At 67.7% G+C, this 23,237-nt stretch carries 19 protein-coding genes; 11 read left to right on the top strand and 8 right to left on the bottom strand.

Annotated elements, in window-relative coordinates:
* Positions 1-97: 97 nt before the first annotated feature.
* The 4 genes from WAX14_RS24040 to WAX14_RS24025 are packed head-to-tail and all read right to left on the bottom strand — an operon-like array spanning position 98 to position 6,599.
* Positions 98-3,721, bottom strand: a complete 3,624-nt coding sequence (locus tag WAX14_RS24040; protein WP_422630553.1) for a hydantoinase B/oxoprolinase family protein — start codon at positions 3,719-3,721, stop codon at positions 98-100.
* Between the two features lie 38 nt (positions 3,722-3,759).
* Positions 3,760-4,644 carry a metal ABC transporter permease gene (locus WAX14_RS24035; RefSeq protein WP_422630552.1) on the bottom strand — a complete coding sequence of 295 codons (885 nt, stop codon included), beginning with the start codon at positions 4,642-4,644 and terminating at the stop codon, positions 3,760-3,762.
* Positions 4,641-5,525, bottom strand: a complete 885-nt coding sequence (locus tag WAX14_RS24030; RefSeq protein ID WP_422630551.1) for a metal ABC transporter ATP-binding protein — start codon at positions 5,523-5,525, stop codon at positions 4,641-4,643. Before WAX14_RS24030 ends, WAX14_RS24035 begins: the two co-directional genes overlap by 4 nt.
* Before the next feature lie 27 nt (positions 5,526-5,552).
* Entirely contained in the window at positions 5,553-6,599 is a 1,047-nt protein-coding gene (locus WAX14_RS24025) for a metal ABC transporter solute-binding protein, Zn/Mn family (RefSeq protein ID WP_422630550.1), read from the bottom strand.
* Positions 6,600-6,750: 151 nt separating this feature from the next.
* On the opposite strand from WAX14_RS24025, the gene WAX14_RS24020 reads away from it, so the two are divergent.
* On the top strand, positions 6,751-7,857 hold the full coding sequence (locus tag WAX14_RS24020) for a LacI family DNA-binding transcriptional regulator (RefSeq protein ID WP_422630549.1): 1,107 nt from the start codon (positions 6,751-6,753) through the stop codon (positions 7,855-7,857).
* An 81-nt stretch (positions 7,858-7,938) separates the two neighbouring features.
* Here the strand turns inward: WAX14_RS24020 and otsB are convergent, their stop codons facing one another.
* Entirely contained in the window at positions 7,939-10,497 is a 2,559-nt protein-coding gene (otsB, locus tag WAX14_RS24015; RefSeq protein ID WP_422630548.1) for a trehalose-phosphatase, read from the bottom strand.
* 126 nt (positions 10,498-10,623) lie between these two features.
* A complete protein-coding gene (kstR, locus tag WAX14_RS24010) occupies positions 10,624-11,286 on the bottom strand; it encodes a cholesterol catabolism transcriptional regulator KstR (protein WP_422630547.1) in 663 nt (220 codons plus the stop codon).
* Positions 11,287-11,482: 196 nt separating this feature from the next.
* Between kstR and WAX14_RS24005 the strand changes: the two genes are divergently transcribed.
* From WAX14_RS24005 to WAX14_RS23965, 9 genes are all read left to right on the top strand, one after another.
* Positions 11,483-13,639, top strand: coding sequence for an acyl-CoA dehydrogenase (locus WAX14_RS24005; protein WP_422630546.1), 2,157 nt, complete (start codon positions 11,483-11,485; stop codon positions 13,637-13,639).
* Positions 13,640-13,711: 72 nt separating this feature from the next.
* A complete protein-coding gene (locus WAX14_RS24000; protein ID WP_422630545.1) occupies positions 13,712-14,773 on the top strand; it encodes an acyl-CoA dehydrogenase family protein in 1,062 nt (353 codons plus the stop codon).
* The gene (locus WAX14_RS23995) at positions 14,758-15,909 is read left to right on the top strand and encodes an acyl-CoA dehydrogenase family protein (RefSeq protein WP_422630544.1); all 1,152 of its coding nucleotides are present in this window, start codon (positions 14,758-14,760) and stop codon (positions 15,907-15,909) included. Before WAX14_RS24000 ends, WAX14_RS23995 begins: the two co-directional genes overlap by 16 nt.
* A 14-nt stretch (positions 15,910-15,923) precedes the next feature.
* Positions 15,924-16,931 (top strand): bifunctional MaoC family dehydratase N-terminal/OB-fold nucleic acid binding domain-containing protein, encoded by a 1,008-nt coding sequence (locus WAX14_RS23990; RefSeq protein ID WP_422630543.1) that lies wholly within the window; start codon positions 15,924-15,926, stop codon positions 16,929-16,931.
* Positions 16,928-17,362, top strand: coding sequence for a MaoC family dehydratase (locus tag WAX14_RS23985; protein ID WP_422630542.1), 435 nt, complete (start codon positions 16,928-16,930; stop codon positions 17,360-17,362). Before WAX14_RS23990 ends, WAX14_RS23985 begins: the two co-directional genes overlap by 4 nt.
* Positions 17,359-18,528: a lipid-transfer protein gene (locus WAX14_RS23980; protein WP_422630541.1), complete on the top strand. Its 1,170-nt coding sequence runs from the start codon at positions 17,359-17,361 to the stop codon at positions 18,526-18,528. The genes WAX14_RS23985 and WAX14_RS23980 overlap by 4 nt, the downstream gene beginning before the upstream one ends.
* Before the next feature lie 93 nt (positions 18,529-18,621).
* A complete protein-coding gene (locus tag WAX14_RS23975) occupies positions 18,622-19,458 on the top strand; it encodes a mycofactocin-coupled SDR family oxidoreductase (protein WP_422630540.1) in 837 nt (278 codons plus the stop codon).
* A 203-nt stretch (positions 19,459-19,661) separates the two neighbouring features.
* Complete coding sequence (locus WAX14_RS23970) at positions 19,662-21,074, top strand: DUF2252 domain-containing protein (RefSeq protein WP_422630539.1); 1,413 nt, start codon at positions 19,662-19,664, stop codon at positions 21,072-21,074.
* 124 nt (positions 21,075-21,198) lie between these two features.
* Positions 21,199-21,588: a PLDc N-terminal domain-containing protein gene (locus tag WAX14_RS23965; protein ID WP_422630555.1), complete on the top strand. Its 390-nt coding sequence runs from the start codon at positions 21,199-21,201 to the stop codon at positions 21,586-21,588.
* Between the two features lie 135 nt (positions 21,589-21,723).
* Here the strand turns inward: WAX14_RS23965 and WAX14_RS23960 are convergent, their stop codons facing one another.
* The gene (locus WAX14_RS23960) at positions 21,724-22,005 is read right to left on the bottom strand and encodes an SHOCT domain-containing protein (RefSeq protein WP_422630538.1); all 282 of its coding nucleotides are present in this window, start codon (positions 22,003-22,005) and stop codon (positions 21,724-21,726) included.
* 33 nt (positions 22,006-22,038) lie between these two features.
* Positions 22,039-22,464, bottom strand: coding sequence for a DUF6325 family protein (locus tag WAX14_RS23955; protein ID WP_422630554.1), 426 nt, complete (start codon positions 22,462-22,464; stop codon positions 22,039-22,041).
* 280 nt (positions 22,465-22,744) lie between these two features.
* Between WAX14_RS23955 and WAX14_RS23950 the strand changes: the two genes are divergently transcribed.
* Complete coding sequence (locus tag WAX14_RS23950; protein WP_422630537.1) at positions 22,745-23,170, top strand: DUF7144 family membrane protein; 426 nt, start codon at positions 22,745-22,747, stop codon at positions 23,168-23,170.
* Positions 23,171-23,237 lie beyond the last annotated feature (67 nt).

Genomic DNA, 23,237 nt, shown 5'->3' with positions numbered 1-23,237 from the left:
CGCTTAGCGAGGAGCGCGACTCTGTGAAACAGGAACCCACCGAGAGTGCCTGTACGGGTGCTGGTAGGAATCCCTGGCCTTCAGGCCGGGGAGGACGTCAAGGCTGGCCGTAGCCTCCTCCGCCCGGCGTTTCCACCACGAGCACGTCGCCCGGGCCCACGTCCACCGAATCGCACCCGGTCATCTCGGTGACGGTGCCGTCGGCGCGTTCGACCCGGTTCGCGCCGAGCGACCCCGGTTCGCCGCCTGCCATGCCGTACGGCGGCACCCGGCGATGCCCGGACAGGGTGCTGACGGTCATCGGCTCGAGGAACCGGATCCGCCGGAGGCCGCCGTCCCCGCCGTGCCGGCGACCGCGGCCGCCGCTGCCGACGCGGATCGAATATTCCTCGAGCAGCACCGGCAGTCGCCATTCGAAAACTTCGGGGTCGGTGAGTCGTGAATTGGTCATGTGGGTCTGGACCACCGATGTGCCGTCGAATCCGTCACCCGCACCGGACCCGGAACCCAGCGTTTCGTAGTACTGGTGCCGTGCGTTGCCGAACGTGACGTTGTTCATCGTGCCGGCACCCTCGGCCTGGACCCGCAGCGCCGCATACAGCGCACCGGTCACCGCCTGCGACGTCTCGACGTTCCCCGCGACCACCGCCGCCGGGTATTCGGGCGCGAGCATCGATCCTTCGGGGATCACGATGTGCAGCGGACGAAGGCAGCCGTCGTTGAGGGGGATGTCGTCGGCGACGAGCGTGCGGAACACGTACAGCACCGCAGCGCGGGCCACTGACGACGGGGCGTTGAAGTTCGTCGGCAACTGCGCCGATGTGCCGCTGAAATCGATGGTCGCGGACCGGTCGTCGCGGTCCACGGTGACACGGACCTCGATCGTCGCACCGGAATCCGTCTCGTAGCGGTAGTGGCCGTCCTCGAGTCGGTCGACGACGCGCCGCACCTCCTCCTCGGCGTTGTCCTGCACGTGCCGCATGTAGGCCTGCACGACGTCGAGCCCGAAGTGGTCGATCATCCGGCCCACTTCGGTGACGCCGCGTGCGTTCGCGGCGACCTGGGCGCGCAGGTCCGCGAGATTGGTGTCGGGATTGCGCGACGGATATGGCCCGGAGGTGAGCAGTTCGCGTGTTTCGGCGGTGCGGAAATCGCCGTTCTCGACGAGCAACCAGTTGTCGAACAGCACGCCCTCCTCGCGGATGTCACGGCTGCCGGCAGGCATGGAACCCGGTGTCAGGCCACCGATTTCGGCGTGATGTCCGCGTGAGGCGACGTGGAACAAGATGGTCTCGGCATCCGCGTCGAACACCGGGGTGACGACGGTGACGTCCGGCAGATGGGTGCCCCCGTGGTACGGATCGTTCACGGCATACACATCGCCCGGCCGCATCGTGCCCGCGCGCCGTCGCACGACCTCCTGGACGCTCGTGCCCATCGACCCGAGGTGCACCGGGATGTGCGGGGCATTGGCGATGAGGTTGCCGTCCGGGTCGAACAAGGCGCACGAAAAATCAAGTCGTTCTTTGATGTTGACGGATTGTGCGGTGGATTCGAGGGTGGTGCCCATCTGTTCGGCGATCGACATGAACAGGTTGTTGAAGATCTCCAGCAGCACCGGATCGGCCTCGGTCCCGATCTCCGCGCCGGGCAGTGCCTCCCGACGGTCCAACACCAGATGCCCGTGCTCGGAAACAACTGCCCACCAGCCGTTCTCGACGACCGTGGTGGACAGGTCCTCCGCGACGATCGCGGGGCCGGCGACCTCGCTGCCGGGCGCCAGACGCTCACGCCGGTACAACGGAACCTCGCGCCACCCCCCGTCGACGAACATCGGCACGCTGAGAGGAACCTCGTCGCCCGGGTCACCGGCGCCGAGGCCGGCCAGATCGGGACGGTGGGTCAGGCCGGTGGCCTCCACCGCGACCGCGTCGACGATCAGCGGCCGGTCCATGAGGAACGAATAGGTCCGCCGGTGCACCGCCTCGAACTCCGCGGTCATCGTCGCCGGATCGGCAAGAGACACCGGCACCGACGTGTCGGTCCCGTCGTAACGCAGGTGCGCCGACCCGGTCACCACGATCCGGTCGTCGGGGATGTCCTCGTCGCGCAACTCGGTGCGGGCGTCGGCCTCCAGTTCGGCGGCGACGGCATGGAGTCGGGGCATCGCCTCGTCGGACAGTTCGACGACGACGGACTGCTCGCGCAGCGCGGCCGTGTCGGCCAGACCCATGCCGAGCGCGGAGAGCACACCGGCCAGCGGTGGCACCAGCACGGTGCGGATGCCGAGCGCATCGGCAACCGCACAGGCATGCTGACCGCCCGCGCCGCCGAAGGTGGTCAGCGCATATTCGGTGACGTCGTGCCCCTTCTGCACCGAAATCTTCTTCACCGCGTTCGCCATGTTCGCGACCGCGATCTGCAGGAAACCCTCGGCGACCTGCTCGGGGAGGCGGTCGTCACCGGTAGCGGCGCGGATCTCCGCGGCCAGGTCGGTGAACCCGGCACGCACCGTGGCGGCGTCGAGCGGCCGATCGCCGTCCGGCCCGAACACGTGCGGGAAATGCTCGGGCTGGATGCGGCCGAGCATCACGTTGGCGTCGGTGACCGTCAGTGGGCCACCGTTGCGGTAGGACGCCGGACCGGGATCGGCGCCCGCCGAGTCGGGACCGACCCGGTAGCGGCTGCCGTCGAAGTGCAGGATCGAGCCGCCGCCCGCGGCGACCGTGTGGATGTCCATCATCGGTGCGCGCAACCGCACACCGGCGACGACGGTGTCGAACACCCGCTCGTACTCGCCGGCGAAGTGCGACACGTCGGTAGATGTGCCGCCCATGTCGAATCCGACGACCTTCCCGAACCCGGCGATCTCCGACATGCGGGTCATGCCGACGATGCCGCCGGCCGGACCGGACAGGATGGCGTCCTTGCCGCGGAAGTGTTGCGCCTCGGTGAGGCCACCGTTGGACTGCATGAACATCAACCGCACGCCGGGGAGTTGCTCGGCGACCCGGTCGACGTAGCCACGCAGCACCGGCGACAGGTAGGCGTCGACGACGGCGGTGTCACCGCGCGGCACCACCTTCATCAGGGGGCTGGCGACCGCGGACAGTGAGATCTGGTCGAAGCCGACCTTCTCGGCGAGTTCCCCGACGGTACGTTCGTGTTCGGGATACAGGTGGCTGTGCAGGCACACCACCGCGACCGAGTCGATGCCGTCCGCGTGCGCCGCGCGCAATGCGGGTTCGAGTGCACCCAGATCCGGTGCGCGCAGCACGGTCCCGTCGGCACAAACACGTTCGTCGACCTCGATCACCCGCTCGTACAGCAACTCGGGCAACACGATGTTGCGGTCGAAGATACGCGGCCGATTCTGATAGCCGATGCGCAGGGCGTCACGGAAACCGGCGGTGATCACCAGCGCGGTGCGCACACCTTTGCGTTCGAGCAGTGCGTTGGTCGCGACGGTGGTGCCCATGCGGACCTGCTCGACGAGATCGGCGCCGACGGATGCGTCCTCGGACACATCGAGTAGCGCGCGGATCCCGGCGACGGCCGCGTCACGGTAGCGGGACGGGTTCTCCGACAGCAGTTTGTGGGTGACCAGCGTGCCGTCGGGCCGTCGGCCGACGACGTCGGTGAAGGTGCCGCCACGGTCGATCCAGAATTCCCACCGCCCGGTCCCGCGGTTCTGCTGGTCTGCCGTGCCCGCCGTTGCCATGGAACGAGGGTATCCACCCCGCTCGAGCAGGTCCGACGTCAGTGCGCGGCGACGGCCCGCCCCGCGCCCCGCCGCTGCCGGGCAGACCCGATGAACCGGCACACGAGGTAGATGACGAACGCGATGGCGGTGATGAAACTCGACACGGGCACGCCCGGGGCGAGCGCCAGCAGGATGCCGCCGACCGCGGCGAGTTCGGCGAACACCACGGCCAGCACGGTCGCGGCGAGCGGGCCACTCGCGACCCGCGCGGCGGCTGCCGCCGGAGTGATGAGCAGTGCCATCACGAGCAGCGCGCCGACGATCTGCACGCCGAGCGCGGCGGTGATGCCGACCAGCACCGCGAACACGATGGACAGGGCGCGGACCGGTACGCCGCGCGCGGCGGCGACCTCGGGGTCGGTGCTCGCGAACAACAGCGGCCGGTAGATGAAGATCAGGGTACCGACGACGACGGCACCGCAGCCTGCCAGTACGGCGATACCGGTGCCGCCGGGCGCGACGATCTGGCCGGTGAGCAGAGAGAACGCGGCACCGGTGCGACCGTCGTATGCCCACAGCAACAGCACGGCCAGGCCGAGCCCGAACGCCATGACCACACCGATCACCGAGTCGCGTTCACGTGCGCGGGTACCGAGTACGCCGAACAGGATCGCCGCGACGACGGCTCCGACGACCGCGCCGAGCCCGACGGACACACCGACGAGCAGCGCCGCGGCGGCACCGGTCAACGACAGTTCGGATGTGCCGTGCACCGAGAACGCCATCTGGCGGCTCACGATGAGCGGGCCGATGATCCCCGACAACAGACCGAGGATCGCGCCGGCGATCAGCGCTTGCTGCACGAAGTCGTACTGCAGCAACTCGACGGTGGCCTGCCAGTCGAACATGCGGCTCATCGCGTCGGTGAATTTGCTGCTCATGCGTGATCCTCGTGATGGTCGTGATGGACACCCTCCCCAGGACGCAATCCGCCTGCGCTGCCGAGCGCGTCGATGGCATCGCCGGTGCCGACGACAACGAGGCGGCCGCGCACCTCGAGGACTTCGACGTCGGTGTCGTACAGGTCCGACAACACCTCGGAGGTCATCACCTCGGCGGGGGTGCCGATGCGGAACTGGCCGTCGACGAGATACAGGACACGATCGACCAGCGGCAGAATCGGGTTGATCTCGTGGGTGACGAACAGCACCGCGGTGTCGTGGTCGCGGCGGCGCCGGTCGATGAGGGCGGACACCAGGTGCTGGTTCGCCAGGTCCAGACTGAGCAGCGGCTCGTCGCACAGCAGGACTCGGGGGTCGCCGACGAGGGCCTGCGCGATGCGCAACCGCTGCTGTTCACCGCCGGACAGTGCCCCGATCGGAGCGTTCGCATAGGACTCCGCTCCGACCTGCGCGATCGCGGCGTCCACGGCGGTGCGGCGAGCCTTCCAGAAACGAACCCCGGTGCCCCACCGGTGCCCGTCGAAACCCAGACCGACGAGGTCGCGGCCACGCAGCGGCACACCCTCGTCGAGTGATTTCTGCTGCGGAACGTAACCGACGTTCGCGTTTCCCGTCTTCGCGGCGATACCGGCGATGGTGGCGGTGCCGCCGCTGAGCGGGAGTTGGCCGAGCAGCACCTTCAGCAACGACGACTTGCCTGCGCCGTTGGGGCCGAGCACCGCGACGAACTCGCCTGGCCGAACAGTCAGGTCCAGGTCCTGCCAGAGCGTGCGGTCGCCGAATGCCAGCCTGGCATTGTGGAGTACGACAGCGGGATCGGGTACGGCGGTTGGGGAGTCGTCGGGGGTCTGTGTGCTCACCGGGTTCCGTGTTCTCGAGGTGGTGGATCAGGCGGCGTCGAGCGCAGCGGTCAACTCGTCGACGGTACCGGTCTGCCACTGGACGTAGTCGACGCCGTCGGGGAGCGTCTCGGACACCTCCACGACCGGGATGCCGGCCTGTTCGGCAGCATTGCGCATCTCGCGGCTCACCTTGTCCTCGGTCTGCGGGTTGTAGATCAGGACTCGCACTTGCTTGTCGAGCAGGAGTTGCCGGGTCGCGACGATCGACGCGGGGGAGGGATCGGTGCCGTTCTCGACGGCGTTGGTGAAGTCGGTGGGGGTGACATCGTTCAGTGCCGCGGCGAGCACCAGGTAGTGGGCGATCGGTTCGGTCTGGGCGATCGGCGCCTGCGGGTGTGCGGCCGCGAGGGCGGCGGTGCGATCGGAGACCTCGTGTAGTTGGGTGTGGAACGCGGCCGCGTTGGCACGGTAGGTGTCGGCGCCCTCTGGGTCGAGTTCGGCGAGGCGATCGGCGACGGCATGTGCGACGGCGTCTGCGGTCGCGAGGTCGTACCAGACGTGTTCGTTGACGCCACCGTGATCGTGGCCCTCATGATCGTGGCCCTCATGACCGTGATCGTGATCGTCCGCCGTCCGATCGTCGGGGGAGGCCGGGGCAGCGGCCGGTGTTCCGTGGTCGTGACCGGCGTGCAGGTCGCTGCCCGCGCCGGATTCGAACAATGCGAATGCGTCGACGGTCGCGGCGCCGGTGTCCGTCGCGTCGAGAATGTCGTCGACGAACTGGTCGTAGCCGCCGCCGTTGTAGACGATGAGTGCGGCGTCGCTGAGTGCTGCCGCGTCGGTCGGGCTGGCCTCGTAGGAGTGCGGGTCCGCTGCCGGTTCGGTGATCAGCGAGCGGACTTCGATACGGTCGCCGGCCACGGCCTGCGCGACCGAACCCCACACGTTGGTCGACGCGACCACTGTGATCCCGTCGGAACCCGAGTTCCCGCCCGAGCCCGAGTTGCCGCTCGATCCGCATGCGGTCAGGCTCAGCGCGGCAGCGCAGGCGACAACCGCGGTGGCGGCACTCGCACGGGGGAACAGTCGCACTGGATCTTCTCCTGGGTCGACGCCGGGCCGGCCGGGGAAGGCAACCCAAACGTTATTGGAAACCGTTACCGTTCCACTTTAGCGGACCCGCGGGGGACTTCCGCCCCCACCCGAGTGGCCGTGACGAGCGGCACACCGATACGGTCCGTGCATGTCCCGGTCCCGTCTACCTCGCCGCCAGGCCACTCTGGCGTCGATCGCGGCCGAGCTGAAAATCTCGCGCACCACGGTGTCCAACGCCTACAACCGGCCCGATCAGTTGTCCACGGAACTGCGCGAACGAGTATTCGAGGTCGCCAAGCGACGCGGCTATCCCGGACCCGACCCGATGGCGAGGTCGCTGCGCACCCGCAAGGCCGGGACCGTCGGCGTCCTGCTGACCGAGGCGCTGAGCTATTCGTTCCGGGACCCCGCCGCGATGAGCTTCCTGTCCGGGCTGTCCGAGGCATGCGAGGTCGCCGGTCAGGGACTGCTCCTGGTCCCGGCGGGCCCGGGACGCGACGACGAGGAGGCCGCGCAGGTCGTGCACCGGTCCTCCGTCGACGGATTCGTCGTCTACTCGGTACCCGAGGGCGACCCCTATCTCGCGGCCGTACTCGAACGGCACCTGCCGATCGTGGTGTGCGATCAGCCGCGCGGCATCTCCACCGCACCCCTGGTCGGGATCGACGACCGCGGTGCGATGCGTCGTCTCGCCGAACATCTGATCGGACTCGGGCACCAGCGGATCGGTGTCGTCTGCATGCGGCTCGGCCGTGACCGTCACGACGGTGTCGCCGACGCCACGCGTTTCGCCACCGACAGTTTCCACGTGCAGCACGAGCGGATCCGCGGGGTGCAGGAAGCGATGACCGCCGCCGGGCTCGACCCCGCCGACCTCACCGTCGTCGAGCGGTACGCCCACACCGCCGACGACGGCGCCGCCGGCGCCGCCCAGGCGATGACGGCCGATCCGCGGATCACCGCCCTGATGTGCACCACCGATGTTCTCGCGCTGGGCGCGCTCGCGTGGGCGCACAATTCCGGACTCGATGTGCCCGGCCACCTGTCGATCACCGGCTTCGACGGCATCGACGAGGCGCTGCGTGAGGGGCTGACCACGATGCGGCAGCCGCAGAAGGAGAAGGGCCGCCGCACCGGCGAGCTACTGCTCACCGCCCCGTCGCACTCCGGGTTCGGTCAGGTCGAGACGTTGGAGACCGAACTGCTCCCGGGCCGTACCGCAGGCCCGGCCGAAAGACTCTGGTGCGCAGAATGATTCACTGACCGCACCCGCCGACGAAAAAGGCAGCCGCACGCGTCCGGGACGTGTGCGGCTGTCTCATCGGTGGGCGGATATCTACGTACCCTGGTCCGACAGGAGCTGCGCACAGCGCAGCAGCCCGATGTGGCTGTATGCCTGCGGGTGGTTGCCCAGGGCTCGTTCGGCGACCGGGTCGTACTCCTCGCTGAGCAGACCGGTCGGGCCGGCCGCCGCCACGAGCTGTGCGAACAGTGCCTCGGCCTGGGGTCGGGCGCCGACCAGCAGGTACGCCTCGACGAGCCACGCCGCGCACAGGTGGAAGCCGCCCTCGGTGCCGGGCAGACCGTCCTCGTGCCGGTACCGGTACACCGTCGATCCGCTGCGCAGCTCCGCTTCCGTCGCGACGACCGTAGCGTGGAACCTCTCGTCGCTCGGATCGAGCAATCCGGTCAGCCCGACGAACAATGTTGCCGCGTCGAGGTCGGTGCCGTCGTATGCCGCAGTGTAGGAGTGGACGTCCTCGTTCCAGCCCTTCTCCCGCACCTCGTCGGCGATCTCGTCGCGCAGATCCGCCCAGTCGTCACCGGCGCTGCGACCGAACTTCGTAGCCAGCGTCAGGGCGCGCTCGACGGTGAGCCAGCCCATCACCTTCGAATACACGTGGTGGCGCGGATTGTCCCGGATCTCCCAGATGCCGTGATCCGGTTCGAACCAGCGACGCTGCACGGCGGTGACCATGGCGCACACCAGGTCCCAGTCCCGGTCGGTCAGGGCCTCGGCGTGCGGGACGCCGCGCTCCTCACGTCGGTGCGCGAGCCCCGAGATCAGATCGACGATCGGGCCGAACACGTCGAGTTGCACCTGCTGGTTGGCGGCGTTGCCGACCCGCACCGGCCGGGACCCGGCGTAACCCGGTAGCGAATCGAGCACGGCTTCGGGTGGAAGTGGCCCGCCGGCAAGGGAATACAGGGGGTGGAGTCGTTCGGGTCCGGGAATCGTCTCCAGCACGCGGTGCACCCAGTCCAGGTAGGACTCGGCCTCGGCAAGAGAGCCGACGCTCACGAGTGCGTGGGCGGTGAGTGCGGCGTCGCGCAACCAGCAGTAGCGGTAGTCCCAGTTGCGGACACCGCCGATCTCCTCGGGGAGCGACGTCGTCACCGCCGCCAGGATCGAACCGGTCGGCTCGTGTACGAGTCCGCGCAGGGTCAATGCCGAGCGTTTGATGAGGTCCGGCTTGAGAGGCGGCAGGTCCAGGTCTGCCGCCCACCGCCACCAGTACGCCTCGGCGTCCGCGCGGCGCTCCACTTCCGCAACCGGATGCGGATCCAAATCGTCTGTTCCACAACGAAGTTCGAGGATGATGTCGTTCTCCGACGGGTCCACCACCGCATGTGCGGTCTGCTGTGTTCCGTCGGTCGCGATGTTCCACCGGACGCCGGAGCATCGCAGCACGTACGGCTCGTTGAGCCCCAACACCCGCAGGCCGTCGTCGGTCGGTTCGAGCGTGACCTGCCCCTGCCCGAACTCGGGCCGAGGAGCAAAGGTCACCACCGCCTTCGCGGTGCCGGTGATGACGCGAGTCAGGTCCGTCCGCCCCGGTTCGACGTCGTGCGGCAGATAGTCGATGACCGCCAGGCTCGCCCAGCGGGTCACCACCGTCATGGTGGAATCGATGTAACGCTGGCTGAGCGGCAGAGCTTCGCGCACCGGCCCGACCGTGAAGTGGCCGGCCGCGTCCCCGCCGAGCAGATGCGCGAACACCCCGGCCGAGTCGGGCTCGGGATGACACAACCACGAGATCGTGCCGTCCGGGGTGATCAGCGCCTTCGATCGAGGACTCGCGAGCATCGTGAGACGCTCGATGCGCGGTGCGTCGGCACCGGACAGCCAGGTGCGGCGCTCCTCCAGCAGGAACGCCAGGGCTGCGGCGACGTCCTCGGTGCTGGATACCCGGAACTCGGCGGTCGACTCGCCGTCACCGACCTTGATGCCGACGTCCGGGCCGTGCAGCGACCGGAAGGCCTTCTCGTCGGTGACATCGTCGCCGAGAAACACGGCCGCAGTCGCGGATTCCTGGTGCCGGATGATGTCGAGCGCATGACCCTTGTCGGTGGGCACGACGGACAACTCGATCACCGATTTGCCTTCGGTGACCTGGACGCCGGGCAATCGCGCAAGGTCGCCCCGGACGGTGGCGAGGGCGCGCTCCGCGTCCTCCGCGGCGGCATTGCGGACGTGCAGGGCCGCGCTGGCCGGCTTCGTTTCGACGTGCACGCCGTCGTACAGCCGGGCGACGCTGTCGAGTCCGTCGACGATGTCGCGCAGAAGTCGCCTGGCGTCCGTGTCGATCGCGTGCACGAATCCGATATCGAACTCGGAGCCGTGGCTGCCGACCAACTGGACCTCGGCGGGGAGCCGCGACAGCGCCGCCAGATCCTTGAGTGCGCGGCCGGAGATGACGGCGGCGCAGGTCGACGGCAAACCGGCGAGCGCCCGCAGTGCGCGCACGGACTCGGCATGGGGGAACGCCTTGTCCGGGTCCGCGACGATGGGCGCGACAGTTCCGTCGTAGTCCGACGCCACGAGCAAGCGGGGGGATCGCGCGACCGTGACGAGTGCGCGACGCAGGTCGATCGGGAGGTCGTGGGCGCTCATTCTTCCCAAGGTTAGGGGAAGAAGTCCCGCCCGTCCCATCACATGTCCGGTTCTCGACGTGTTTCCGGTTACACGCAGCTCGACGCGTCCGCAGGTCTCGAAGTTCCCGCAGGCTTCGCGGTTCCCTCAGGTGCCGGCGACGGGAACCGAGGCCGGGCGCCGAGAGCCGTCGCCGAGCAACAGTTCCACGGTCAGTTCGAGCCGACGGGCGACGTCGGTGGCCGACGAGCGGCGGGTCAGCCAGGCCACGAGGTTCGACAGCCACACGTCGCTGATGACGCGGGCGACGGCCAGTTCTTCCTCGCTCGGCTCGGCTTCGTTCATGGCGCGGGCAAACAGGCGGTCCATGAGCTTGCCGACTCGGTCGACCTCCGCGGCGGCGGAGGCGTCGGCGAACATGAACGCACGGGTCATCGCTTCGGTCAGCATCGGATCTCGCTGCATCGCCCTGGTGATCAGACCGAGAATCAGGTTCATGCGTTCGAGGGGGCTGTGCCCCGGCGGGATCTTGCCCTTGCTTTCGATGCGCGCGAATTCACGGCCGAGCGCGGACACCAGCAGGTGTACCTTCGACGGGAAGTATCGGTAGAGCGTGCCGACGGCCACGTCGGCGCGTTCGGCGACCGTCCGCATCTGGACGGCCTCGTACCCGCCCTTGGAGGCGAGCGCCAGGGTGGCGTCGAGGATCCGCTTGCGGCGTTCTTTCTGGGCATTGGAACCCAGGTCGTCCTCGGTGAGGGCGACCAGCGTTCCGTTTCCGCCCGACCGCGAGTTGGACGATGTCGTCATATGGTGTTCGGCGCGGAAGCTCCGTCGTTCACGGGGAGCGCGAGCGCCGTCCTCCTTTCGCGGGATGCGGTGGTGTCCGGGAACCTGTCGGATTGCCGTCGACTACTACTTTTCCTCACACCTTGACTCTGGACCGGTGTCATATTAGAACACGTTCTAGACGTTGATGTCATTTTCCGAAAGGCGGAGATCCGCTGTGAGTATCGCCAACACCGAGGAGCAGCGGGCCGTTCAGGCATCCGTCCGTGCTTGGGCACGCGCCGCGGCCCCGATAGAGAAGCTACGCCACCAGCCTGCGGAAATGTGGCAGCCGGGCTGGGATTCGCTCGCCGAACTGGGGGTGTTCGGCGTTGCCGTACCCGAGTCCGCGGGTGGGCTCGGCGCGACCACGGTCGACCTTGCCGTGATGCTCGAGCAGGCCGCGCGGGAACTGGCACCCGGGCCTGTTCTCACGACGGCGCTCGCCGCGCTCGTGTTCGGTTCCGGCGGCGATTCCGCAGTCTCCGGCGAACGGTCGAAGACCGCAGCCGTGCTCAGCGAGGGCTCGATGCCGGTCGCCGCCGCGCTCGATCTCGAGGTCGCCGCCACCGAGACCGCCGGAGGCCTCACCCTCGACGGCGACGCCGGGCCCGCGATCGCCGCCGAACCCGGTGTCTCGATCCTCGTCCGCATCGCCGGTGCCGCCGGCGCGGATGAGCGTTGGGCACTGGTCGACGCCGACAGCGCCGGTCTGCATCTCGAGCCGCTCGACACCCTCGACAAGTCCCGCGCGCTGGCGCGGGTCCGACTCGACTCGGTCACCGTCACCGACGACCGTGTCGTGACCGTGCGCGCAGGCCTGGTCCGGGACCTGGCCGCGACGCTCGCCGCCGCCGAACTCGCCGGGATCGCCGGTTGGGCGCTGACCACCGCCGTCGACTACGCGAAAATCCGCGAGCAGTTCGGTCAACCGATCGGCGCGTTCCAGGCGGTCAAGCATTTGTGCGCCGAAATGCTGTGCCGCACCGAGAAAATCCGTGCCGCAGCGTGGGACGCCGCGTCCGCCCTCGACACGGCGCCGGACGAACTGCCGATCGCCGCGGCCGTCGCGACCGCCGTGTCGCTCGACGCCGCGGTACAGACCACCAAGGACGCCATCCAGGTGCTCGGCGGTATCGGATTCACCTGGGAACACGACGCCCACCTGTATCTGCGCCGTGCCGTGGCCACCCGGCAACTGCTCGGCGGCACCACGTTCTGGCGTGCGCGGGTGGCCGAACTGACCCGTGCCGGTGTACGTCGGCACCTGGGCGTCGACCTGTCCGAATTCGACGGTGACCGCGCCCGGATCCGCGCGGAGATCGGGGCCTTCGCCGCGCTCCCGGAACCGGAACGGCGCACTGCCTTCGCCGAATCCGGCTATCTCGCCCCGCACTGGCCGCCGCCTTACGGGCGCGGCGCGAGTCCCGCCGAGCAGATCATCGCCGACGAGGAACTCGCCGAGGCCGGCGTCGAGCGGCCCGATCTGGTGATCGGCTGGTGGGCGGTACCGACGATCCTCGAACACGGCACACCCGAACAGATCGAGCGATTCGCGATGCCGACGCTGCGCGGCGACGTGGTGTGGTGCCAGCTGTTCTCCGAGCCGGGCGCCGGGTCCGATCTCGCCGCGCTGCGCACGACCGCCGAGAAGGTCGACGGCGGCTGGACACTCCAGGGGCAGAAGGTGTGGACCTCGCTCGCGCAGATCGCCGACTGGGCGATCTGCCTGGCCCGCACCGATCGGGACGCGCCGAAGCACAAGGGCATCACCTACTTCCTGGTGGACATGAAGTCCGCGGGCATCACGATCTCACCGCTGCAGGAAATCACCGGCGACGCGTTGTTCAACGAGGTGTTCCTCGACGGTGTGTTCGTGCCCGACGACTGCGTGGTCGGCCCGCTCGGCGGCGGCTGGAAGCTTGCCCGCACCACCCTCGCGAACGAGCGAGTCGCGATGGGCAGCAAGTCGTCGCTCGGGAAGGCCATCGAAGACCTCATCGAACTGTCGAGCCCCGGCGACGCCGTCGCCGAGGACCGCATCGCCGCGCAGATCGGTGAGGCAATGGTGGGTTCGCTCCTGGACCTGCGCACGACCCTCGCGCAACTCGACGGGCAGGACCCGGGACCGGCGTCGAGCGTGCGGAAACTGATCGGCGTGCGGCAACGGCAGGACACGTCCGAACTGGCGATGGACCTGGCGGGCGAGGCCGGATGGATCGAGGGACCGCTCAGCCGAGAGTTCCTCAACACCCGGTGCCTGACCATCGCAGGCGGAACCGAACAGATACTCCTCAGCGTGGCGGCGGAACGCCTCCTGGGCCTGCCCCGGTGACCGGGACTCGCGTCCCGCGGGTGCGCTCAGGGGTGTTACAACGTGGCACACGTTCTAATCGAAGGTGGAATTGTGGACTTCGCACATGACGAGACGCAGGAGGCGGTGGCCGAAGTTGCCGTCGACCTGCTCGCCCGCGACCTGACCGCAGACGACCTGTGGTCAGCGCTCGCCGATGCAGACCTGCTCGCCCTCGCCCTGCCCGAACGCCTCGGCGGCGCGGGACTCGGCGTCGGTGAGGTCGCGACGGTACTGACCGAGATCGGCCGCAAGGCCGCGCCGGTACCGGCACTGGCCACCCTCGGCTTCGGGGTACTGCCCGTCGTCGCACTCGGCACCGACGAGCAGCAGGATGCTCTGCTCGCCGGCATCCCCGGCGGCGCAGTGCTCACCGCGGCGCTCGCCGAACAGGGCCGTCCGTTCCCGGCCACGCCCGCGGCGACCGCGGTGCCCATCGACGGCGGCCACGCGGTCACCGGGAACTTCGTAGCGGTGCAGCACGCCGGCACCGCACAGTTCGTTCTCGTACCGACCGACGCCGGTGTCGTCGCCGTCGCCGCGAACGCCGACGGTGTGACCGCCACCCCGAGTCCGTCCGCGACGGGCGACCCCGAATTCTCCGTCCGGTTCGACGGCGCGATCGGTATGCGCCTCGGTGACGGCGCAGACCCCGCCGCAGACGTCGCGGTGCTGTACCGTCTCGCGCTCGCCTCGATCGGTGCGTACGCGGACGGTTTGCTCACCGGTGCAACAACGTTGACGGCCGAGCATCTGAGCACGCGGCACCAGTTCGACAAGCCGCTCGCGACGTTCCAGGCCGTCGCACAGCAGATCGCCGACGTGTACGTCACGGCGCGCACCCTGCACGTTGCGGCGCTCGCGTCGACGTGGCGGGTCGCCCAGGACGGCGCGCGCGCGACCACGGTCGACGACGATCTGGACGTCACCGCGTACTGGATCGCCGAGGAACTGCCGCCCGCGATGCGGGTCCTGCACCATCTGCACGGTGGCGTCGGGGTCGATGTGACCTACCCGCTGCACCGGTATTCCTCGACCGCCAAAGACCTGACGCGCCTCATCGGCGGCGCCTCGTACCGACTCGACCTCGTGGGGGCCCGGTGTTCATCGATCTGACCGACGCGCAGCGTGAGCTGCAAGCGGAACTGCGACGCTACTTCGCGGACCTCATCTCCCCGGAGGAGGCCGCGATCATGCGGGTCGAGCGGCACGGCCCCACCTACCGTGAGGTCATCCGCCGCATGGGTAAGGACGGTTGGCTCGGGGTCGGCTGGCCCAAGGAATTCGGCGGCCGTGGTTTCGGTGAGATCGAACAGCAGATCTTCGCCAACGAAGCAGTCCGCGCCGACGTGCCGCTGCCGAGCGTGACACTGCAGACCGTCGGACCGACCCTGCAGGTGTACGGCACCGAGGAGCAGAAGCGGAAGTTCCTGCCCGCGATCCTCGCCGGTGAGGTGCACTTCGCGATCGGCTACACCGAACCGGAGGCAGGCACCGACCTGGCCGCGCTGCGCACCGGCGCCGTCCGCGACGGCGACACCTACATCGTCAACGGGCAGAAGATCTTCACCACCGGTGGTCACGACGCCGACTACATCTGGCTCGCCGTCCGCACCGGATCCGTCGATTCGCGGCACCGCGGAATCTCGATCCTCATCGCGGACACCACCGATCCCGGGTTCACCTGGACCCCGATCATCACGTGCGACGGTGCCCACCACGTCAACGCGACCTACTACAGCGACGTGCGGGTCCCGGCGAACATGCTTGTGGGAGAAGAGAACAAGGGGTGGAGGCTGATCACCACCCAGCTCAACCACGAGCGCGTCATGCTCGGACCGGCCGGTAAGGTCGGCGGCCTCTACGATCACGTGGCCGACTGGGCGAAGCAGAACGACCTTCTGGGCGAACCCGACGTGCGCCGTGCGCTCGGCGAAATCCACGCGACCTTCCGTCTCAACGAACTGCTGAACTGGCAGGTCGCGGCGAGCGAATCCGACGCCGTGGACATCGCGGACGCCTCGTGCACCAAGGTGTTCGCGACCGAACGCATCCAGCGAGTCGGTCGGCTCGCGGAGGAGATCGTCGGACGCCACGGCGACCCCGCCGATCCTGCCACCGGTGCGCTGTTGAGCTGGCTGGACATGCAGATCAAGCGGAACCTCGTCGTCACCTTCGGTGGCGGAGTCAACGAGGTGATGCGCGAACTGATCGCGACGGCGGGCCTGGGCATGCCCCGGGTTCCGCGATGAGGGAAGGCTTTTCGATGACGACACCCGACGAGATCCTCGCCGCCGCGGAACGCGTCCGTGGCGACGGCCCGTCGAAGCCCCGCGCCGGCCGCGACCCGGTGAACATGCCGATGATCCGCAACTGGCTCGAGGCCATCGGCGACGAGAACCCGATCTACACGGACTCCGATGCCGCGATCGCGGCCGGGCACGGCGGGCTCGTCGCACCCCCGGCGATGGCGCAGGTGTGGACGATGCGCGGCCTCGGCGCCCAGCGGGAGGACGACGATCCGCTCGGCCGGATGACCACCATCCTCGACGACGCCGGCTACACGTCCGTGGTCGCGACGAACTGCGACCAGGTCTACCACCGGTACGTGCGGCCCGGTGAAGAGGTCACGATCGAAGCCACCCTCGAGGATGTGGTGGGCCCGAAGAAGACCGGCCTCGGCGAGGGCTGGTTCTTCACGACCCGCAACATCTGGAAGGTCGGCGACGAGGTCGTCGCCGAAATGTTGTTCCGCATCCTGAAATTCGCGCCTCCGGTCACGGTGCCGACGCCCGTCGCGGACACCCCGGACGTGCCGAAGGATCTGGATCCGACGCGTCTGCTGCGGCCGTCCGCGTCGCAGGACACGCGGTTCTTCTGGGACGGTGTGGCCGCGCACGAGTTGCGCATCCAGCGCCGGCCGGACGGCTCCCTGCAGCATCCTCCGGTCGCCGCGCTGTGGCTGGACAAGACCGAAACCACCGACTATGTCGTCGCTTCCGGGCGCGGCACCGTCTTCAGCTACGTCGTGCACCACGCACCGAAGGTGCCGGGCCGGTCGCTGCCGTTCGTCGTCGCGCTCGTCGAACTGGAGGAAGGCACCGGAGGCGAGGCGGGCATCCGAATGCTCGGTGAACTGCGCGGGGTCGACCCCGCCGACGTGCGCATCGGAATGCCCGTCGAGGTCACCTACCTCGACTTCCCCGGCGACGACGAGACCGGTGGCGATCCGTGGACGCTCTACGCGTGGACCCCCCGTCAGGAGAACGCATGAACACCGTGCAGTCGAACACCGGGCAATCGAACACCGCGACCGTGACGGTGGGGGAGACCCTGCCCACCCTGTCCATCCACGGCGACCCGACGTTCATCGTGTCGTCCGCGCTGGCGACCCGGGACTTCCAGGACGTCCACCACGACCGGGACCTCGCGCAGCGCAAGGGATCGAGGGACATCTTCGTCAACATCCTCACCGACACCGGACTCGTGCAGCGTTATGTCACCGACTGGGCGGGGCCCCGCGCCGTGATCAAGTCGATCTCGTTGCGGCTCGGTGTGCCCTGGTACGCCTACGACACGTTGAACCTTGCCGGCACGGTCGCCTCCGTCGACGACGGGCTGATCACCCTGGACATCGTGGGCAGCAACAGTCTCGGCAACCACATCAACGCCAAGGCAACTCTCGTGATCGGAGGAACCGCATGAGCGGGCTGTCCCGTCGGGCCGCGATCGTCGGCATCGGCGCCACCGACTTCTCCAAGGATTCCGGACGCAGTGAACTGCGTCTGGCCGCGGAAGCTGTCCGTGCCGCTCTCGACGACGCCGGGTTGCGCCCCGAGGACGTCGACGGGCTCACCTCGTTCACGATGGACACCAACACCGAGGTCGCGGTTGCACGCTCGGTGGGGATCCCCAGCCTGAAGTTCTTCTCCCGCATCCACTACGGCGGCGGGGCAGCGTGTGCGACGGTGCAGCAGGCCGCGATGGCGGTGGCGACCGGCGTCGCCGACGTGGTCGTCGCCTACCGGGCGTTCAACGAGCGCTCGGGTGCCCGTTTCGGCCAAGTGAACTCGGCGCTGGCCACCCAGGTCAACTCGTCGGGCACCGACAATGCGTTCTCGTACCCGCACGGCCTGAGCACCCCCGCATCGTTCGTTGCGATGACCGCGCAGCGGTACATGCACGTCACCGGCGCGACCAGCGCCGATTTCGGGGCGGTCGCGGTCGCGGACCGTAAGCATGCCGCCACCAACCCGAACGCGTTCTTCCACGGCAAGCCGATCACGCTGGAGGACCATCAGAACTCCCGGTGGATCGCGGAGCCGCTGCACCTGCTCGACTGCTGCCAGGAGTCCGACGGCGGTGTCGCGATCGTGGTGACTACTCCGGAACGTGCGAAGGACCTGAACCAGACGCCGGTGCTGATCGCCGGTGCCGCCCAGGGCAGCGCACAGGACCAGTTCATCATGACCAGCTACTACCGGGACGGATTGACGGGCCTGCCCGAGATGGGGATCGTCGGCAACCAGCTGTGGGATCAGTCGGGGCTGACGCCCCGCGACATCCAGACGGCGGTGCTCTACGACCACTTCACCCCGTACGTACTGATGCAGCTCGAAGAACTCGGGTTCTGCAAGCCGGGTGAGGCCAAGGACTTCGTCGCGAACGGCGGCATCGAACTCGGCGGTCACCTGCCGCTGAACACCCACGGTGGGCAGCTCGGTGAGGCGTACATCCACGGGATGAACGGCATCGCCGAAGGCGTCCGGCAGATTCGCGGCACGTCCGTGAATCAGGTACCCGACGTCGAGAACGTGCTGGTCACCGCGGGTACCGGGGTGCCGACCTCGGGGCTGGTCCTGACTCGCTGAGCGTATGGTCGGAACCGGTGAGTGGGATCGGAGCAATCGCAGTCGATCCCACTCCGGTAACGAGAACCGGGTAGCCGACATCAGGAGTGGAACGTGAGTGAATTCGAAGGCAAGGTTGCACTGATCACCGGTGGTGCGCGTGGGCAGGGGCGCGCGCATGCAGTCGCGTTCGCCGAACGTGGTGCCGACATCGTGATCTGTGATCGCTGCGAGAACAGCGACGCGGTGTTCTATCCCCTCGCGACCGAGGACGACCTCGCGGAAACCGTCCGCCTCGTCGAGGCGACCGGCCGGCGGGTGATCGCCGAGAAGCTCGACACCGCCGATCGCAGTGCCCTCGACGCCCTCGTCGCTCGCGCCACCGCCGAGTTCGGCAGCGTCGACATCGCCGTCGCGAATGCGGGTGTGTCCGTGGCGGCGCCCGTGCAGATGATGCCGCAGAACATGTGGAACGAGGCGATCTCGTCGAACCTCACGGGCGTGTTCAACACCATCGGGGCCGTCGCACCCGGCATGATCGAACGCGGCTACGGCCGGATCGTGACGATCTCCTCGATGCTCGGTCGCGCGGGCAACACGAACATGGCCGCCTACAGCGCATCGAAGTGGGGTGTCATCGGGCTGACCAAGAGTTCCGCGCTCGACCTCGCGCAGCACGGCATCACCGTCAATGCCATTGCCCCCGGCAATATCTCGACGCCAATGATCCACAACGACTTCCTCTACTCCATGTTGCGGCCCGACCTGGAGAAGCCGACCGCCGACGACGTGGCCCCGGTGTTCACCTCGCTGCACGCGCAGCCGGTACCGTGGCTCGACCCCGAGGAGATCACCCGCGTCGTGCTGTTCTTCGCAGCCGAGGGGTCCGCGCACATCAGCGGCACGGTGCTGCCCGTCGACGCGGGCAACGCGGCACGGGTGACCGGCTGACCCGTCGCGTCCTTCACGGCGCGAACAGTTCCGGTTACTCGACCTGGTGTCACCGACCGGAACTGTTCGTCGTTCGTGTCACCGGGGAGCGGTCAGGGCGATAACGTGTACTGCACCGGCCGTGGCCGGTACCCGCACATCCCTGTTCGCCGGGCGGCCGGCTGTCGACCGGAATGCTCGGCGCCGCCGCTCGGAGGGCCAGCATGACGGATACGAACGGGCACGTCGTCCCACACCCCACACGCGCAGAGCGCATCGACGTCGGGCTCGCGGCCCGGCGCGCCACCCCGATCGCGGCGCTCGCCGAGGTCTCGTCCGACGAACCACGCGACCCGCTGGCTCTTCTCCAGAAGCAGGCCGATATCCGCATCCCGCAACTGGTCCCGGTCCGCTACGGACGGATGTCGAGCTCGCCGTTCGCGTTCTATCGCGGTGCCGCGCTCGTGATGGCCGACGACCTGTCGCGCACCCCGAACAGCGGTCTGCACTCGCAGTTGTGCGGGGACGCACACATGAGCAACTTCGGGCTCTTCGCCACTCCGGAACGCAAGATGGCGTTCGACGTCAACGACTTCGACGAAACCTACCCGGGGCCGTTCGAATGGGACGTCAAGCGCCTCGTGGCGAGCCTCGCGGTCGCGGCCCGCGACAACGGGTTCACCGGTAAGGAACGCAAGCGGATCACCCGAGCATGCGCCGCCGAATATCGCGAAGCGATGCTCGAACAGGCGGAGCGGGGAAACCTCGCGGTGTGGTATTCGCACGTCGAACCGACCACCGAACTCGTGGAGTTGCGTGACGAACTCGATTCGTCGATGAAGAAGCGCACCCGAAAGGTCATCGAGAAGTCGATGACCCACGACAGTGTGCAAGCGCTGGGGAAACTCACGACACTCGTCGACGGTGAACGCCGGATCATCAGCGCACCGCCGCTGATCGTCCCCATCGAGGAGGTGTTCGCCGACGTCGACATCGAACTGATCTACAACGAATTGCACGAACGCATCCGGTCGTACCGATCGACACTGCAATGGGACCGTCGGGTCCTGCTCGAACAATTCGAATTCATGCAGGCCGCCCGGAAGGTGGTCGGGGTGGGAAGTGTCGGAACCCGCGCCTGGATCATGCTGCTCCGCGGTCGCGATGACGACGACCCGTTGTTCTTGCAGGCCAAGGAAGCGCAACGTTCCGTTCTGGCGGACTACGTGGACGGCCCGACGTTCACGAACGAGGGCGAGCGCGTCGTCAACGGGCAGCGCTTGATGCAAGCCGCCAGCGACATCTTCCTCGGCTGGCAGCAAGGCCCCGGATACGACGGGGTACAGCGCGACTTCTACGTCCGTCAGCTTCGTGACGGCAAGGGATCGGTGGTTGTCGAGGCGATGACACCGACGGGAATGACGCTGTACGGCAGATTGTGTGGTCGGGTACTGGCCTACGCACATGCCAGGTCGAGCGACCGTATCTCGATCGCCGCGTACCTCGGGTCCGACGCCGAGTTCGATGATGCGATCGCGACGTTCGCCGACGCCTATTCGCGGCGCAACGTCGAGGACCGGCAGACGCTGGTCGATGCCATCGAGCAGGGCAGGGTGAAGGCCAGAGCCGGGATCTGAGGGACCGAATTCCGCGGGATTTCTTGAACTACACCGAATTCTGCTCGCTGCCGGAGCAAGATGTCCGGTGGGCACTCCCGCCGGGAGGTCCGTTCGTACGGCCCGCTCGGAAAGGGTTCACGTCATGGATTCGTTTTGGGATTACGTGTGGTACACGGTCGTCGTGTTCGCCTTCGTGGCGTACCTGATCGTGCTGTTCCAGATCCTGGTCGACCTGTTCCGGGATCACACCGTCTCCGGCTGGGCCAAAGCCGCATGGTTGATCGTGCTGGTGCTGTTCCCGTACCTGAGTGCGCTGGTGTATCTCATCGTTCGCGGCCGGGGAATGGCCGAACGTGCGCGCGCGGCGCAGTCCGAGGCCAAGCAGGCCACGGATGAGTACATTCGACAAGTTGTGGGAAAGTCTCCTGCGGAACATATTTCGGATGCGAAGGCGCTTCTGGACTCGGGCGTGATCACCGATGCCGAGTTCCAGCAACTCAAGGCTCACGCGCTGGGTATGACGACCGCCTGACGACCGCCTGACCTCCCCGGCGCCCGCACCCCCTGATCCGAGCGAATGTATCGTTCGTCTCCGTGAATAGACTGAATGTGCCATTCGCTCGGACCAGGAGAGGGTGCAGGGGTCGGAAGCACGCGTGAGCGCACCTCATCCGGCGAGAATGCGAGCCTTCTCGGATTCGAACTCGGCGTCGGTGAGCACGCCCTGCGCCTTCAGTTCACCGAGTTGCTTGAGTGCCTCGAGCCTGTCGACGCCGCCCGCAGGCGGCGGTGGTGGGGGAGGTGCAGCCTGTTGTTGCGCTTGGGCATTCTGATTCTGTTCCTTTTGAGCCCACCGCTGACCCTGACGGCGTGACACTCGATTCGACACGGATGTCGCCGTTCCCGCAATCACCGCGGTCCGGGCGACGCCGCGGAGCAATCCGGGCATGAGTTCAACCTTTCTTCGGATGTGAGGCTGCCGTCAGCTCTCGGATTCGAGGGCGTCGAGCGAGGCCAGGATGCTCTGCGTCGGTATCCGACCAGAGGCAACGAGCTGAGCTCCGTTGCGGCGCAATGCTGTTGCCAATGGCGCCGCCCAGGTGTTCTCGTAGATCAGGATGGCTGCGGAGCATCCGGGTTCCAGTGCCTCACCGGCATCGGCGAGGTCGGTGTCGTCCATCAGTCCGGAGAATGCTTCGGCGAACAGGGTCACGTCGAAGTCGCCTTCCAATCCGACGTCGGCGATGTCGATGCCGGTGACGGACCCGTCGGCGCCCTTCTGGACGAACTCGAGATCAAGAACGCGGATGAGGCCGCGTTCGACGAGGTCCACCAGTTGGGGGAGCGCCGATCCGTCCGGTGGACGATCGGCGGGAAATTCGATGACGAGATAGTCGATGGGCCCCATCTCGTCGAGTTCGGTACCGGTCACGGTGGTCTCTTTTCGTCAGAAACGGGTACTGCGTTCTCGGCCTTCTCGACGATAGACCGTCCGCGCCGGCAACCGCCGTGTTTCTGCTGGCAGGGGCTCGACGTCGACAGCCCGTGCCGCTCGGCGCAATTCCGATCGAAGCCGCGTCCGGTATCCGTATCGGTGAACTTCGGACAAAGGTAGTCGAAAAAGCCCATCGGGAGGGTGTAGAGCCGCGCATACTACCGGTACCACTCACTTCACGAAAGGGACTGTCATGTCCGAAGATGTGCGTGCTGAGCAGGGGGACTCCGGCGTCAAACAGGGGATCGCCGCGGGAACCTCCATCGGAGCCGCGGTGATCCTCGTGACACTCGGCATCATCTCCTTCTTCCAAGGCATCGCCGCTGTGGCAGAGGACGAAGTGTTCGTGCGGGGGATCGAGTACGTCTACAAACTGGACTTCACCTCGTGGGGCTGGATTCACATTGTTCTCGGTGTCCTCATGGTCATCGTCGGTATCGCGTTGATGGCGGGGCAAACGTGGGCGCGGGTCTCCGCGGTCATCATCGCCGCGCTGTCGATCATCGCGAACTTCCTGTGGCTGCCGTACTACCCGTGGTGGTCGATCCTGATCATCGCACTCGACATCGTGGTCATCTGGGCGGTGTCGACGTGGAAGCCACAGCCCGAGCTGTACTGACCGCCATACTGCGATGACATCAGGAGCCGGCCCGGCCGGATCAGGTGTCCCGGACGGGCCGCTCGCG

This window comes from Rhodococcus sp. (in: high G+C Gram-positive bacteria), assembly GCF_049299235.1.
In the GTDB taxonomy this organism is placed as follows: Bacteria; Actinomycetota; Actinomycetes; order Mycobacteriales; family Mycobacteriaceae; genus Rhodococcus.
The sequence above is the reverse complement of the archived record's forward strand: the minus strand, read 5'-3'. Positions and strand labels throughout refer to the sequence as shown.

Excerpts from the sequence above, each read along its gene's own strand:
- WAX14_RS24040 (WP_422630553.1), bottom strand. The coding sequence starts at position 3,721 with ATGGCAACGGCGGGCACGGCAGACCAGCAGAACCGCGGGACCGGGCGG.
- WAX14_RS24035 (WP_422630552.1), bottom strand. The coding sequence starts at position 4,644 with ATGAGCAGCAAATTCACCGACGCGATGAGCCGCATGTTCGACTGGCAG.
- WAX14_RS24020 (WP_422630549.1), top strand. The coding sequence starts at position 6,751 with ATGTCCCGGTCCCGTCTACCTCGCCGCCAGGCCACTCTGGCGTCGATC.
- otsB (WP_422630548.1), bottom strand. The coding sequence starts at position 10,497 with ATGAGCGCCCACGACCTCCCGATCGACCTGCGTCGCGCACTCGTCACG.
- kstR (WP_422630547.1), bottom strand. The coding sequence starts at position 11,286 with ATGACGACATCGTCCAACTCGCGGTCGGGCGGAAACGGAACGCTGGTC.
- WAX14_RS23990 (WP_422630543.1), top strand. The coding sequence starts at position 15,924 with ATGACGACACCCGACGAGATCCTCGCCGCCGCGGAACGCGTCCGTGGC.
- WAX14_RS23985 (WP_422630542.1), top strand. The coding sequence starts at position 16,928 with ATGAACACCGTGCAGTCGAACACCGGGCAATCGAACACCGCGACCGTG.
- WAX14_RS23980 (WP_422630541.1), top strand. The coding sequence starts at position 17,359 with ATGAGCGGGCTGTCCCGTCGGGCCGCGATCGTCGGCATCGGCGCCACC.
- WAX14_RS23970 (WP_422630539.1), top strand. The coding sequence starts at position 19,662 with ATGACGGATACGAACGGGCACGTCGTCCCACACCCCACACGCGCAGAG.
- WAX14_RS23965 (WP_422630555.1), top strand. The coding sequence starts at position 21,199 with ATGGATTCGTTTTGGGATTACGTGTGGTACACGGTCGTCGTGTTCGCC.
- WAX14_RS23960 (WP_422630538.1), bottom strand. The coding sequence starts at position 22,005 with ATGCCCGGATTGCTCCGCGGCGTCGCCCGGACCGCGGTGATTGCGGGA.
- WAX14_RS23955 (WP_422630554.1), bottom strand. The coding sequence starts at position 22,464 with ATGGGGCCCATCGACTATCTCGTCATCGAATTTCCCGCCGATCGTCCA.
- WAX14_RS23950 (WP_422630537.1), top strand. The coding sequence starts at position 22,745 with ATGTCCGAAGATGTGCGTGCTGAGCAGGGGGACTCCGGCGTCAAACAG.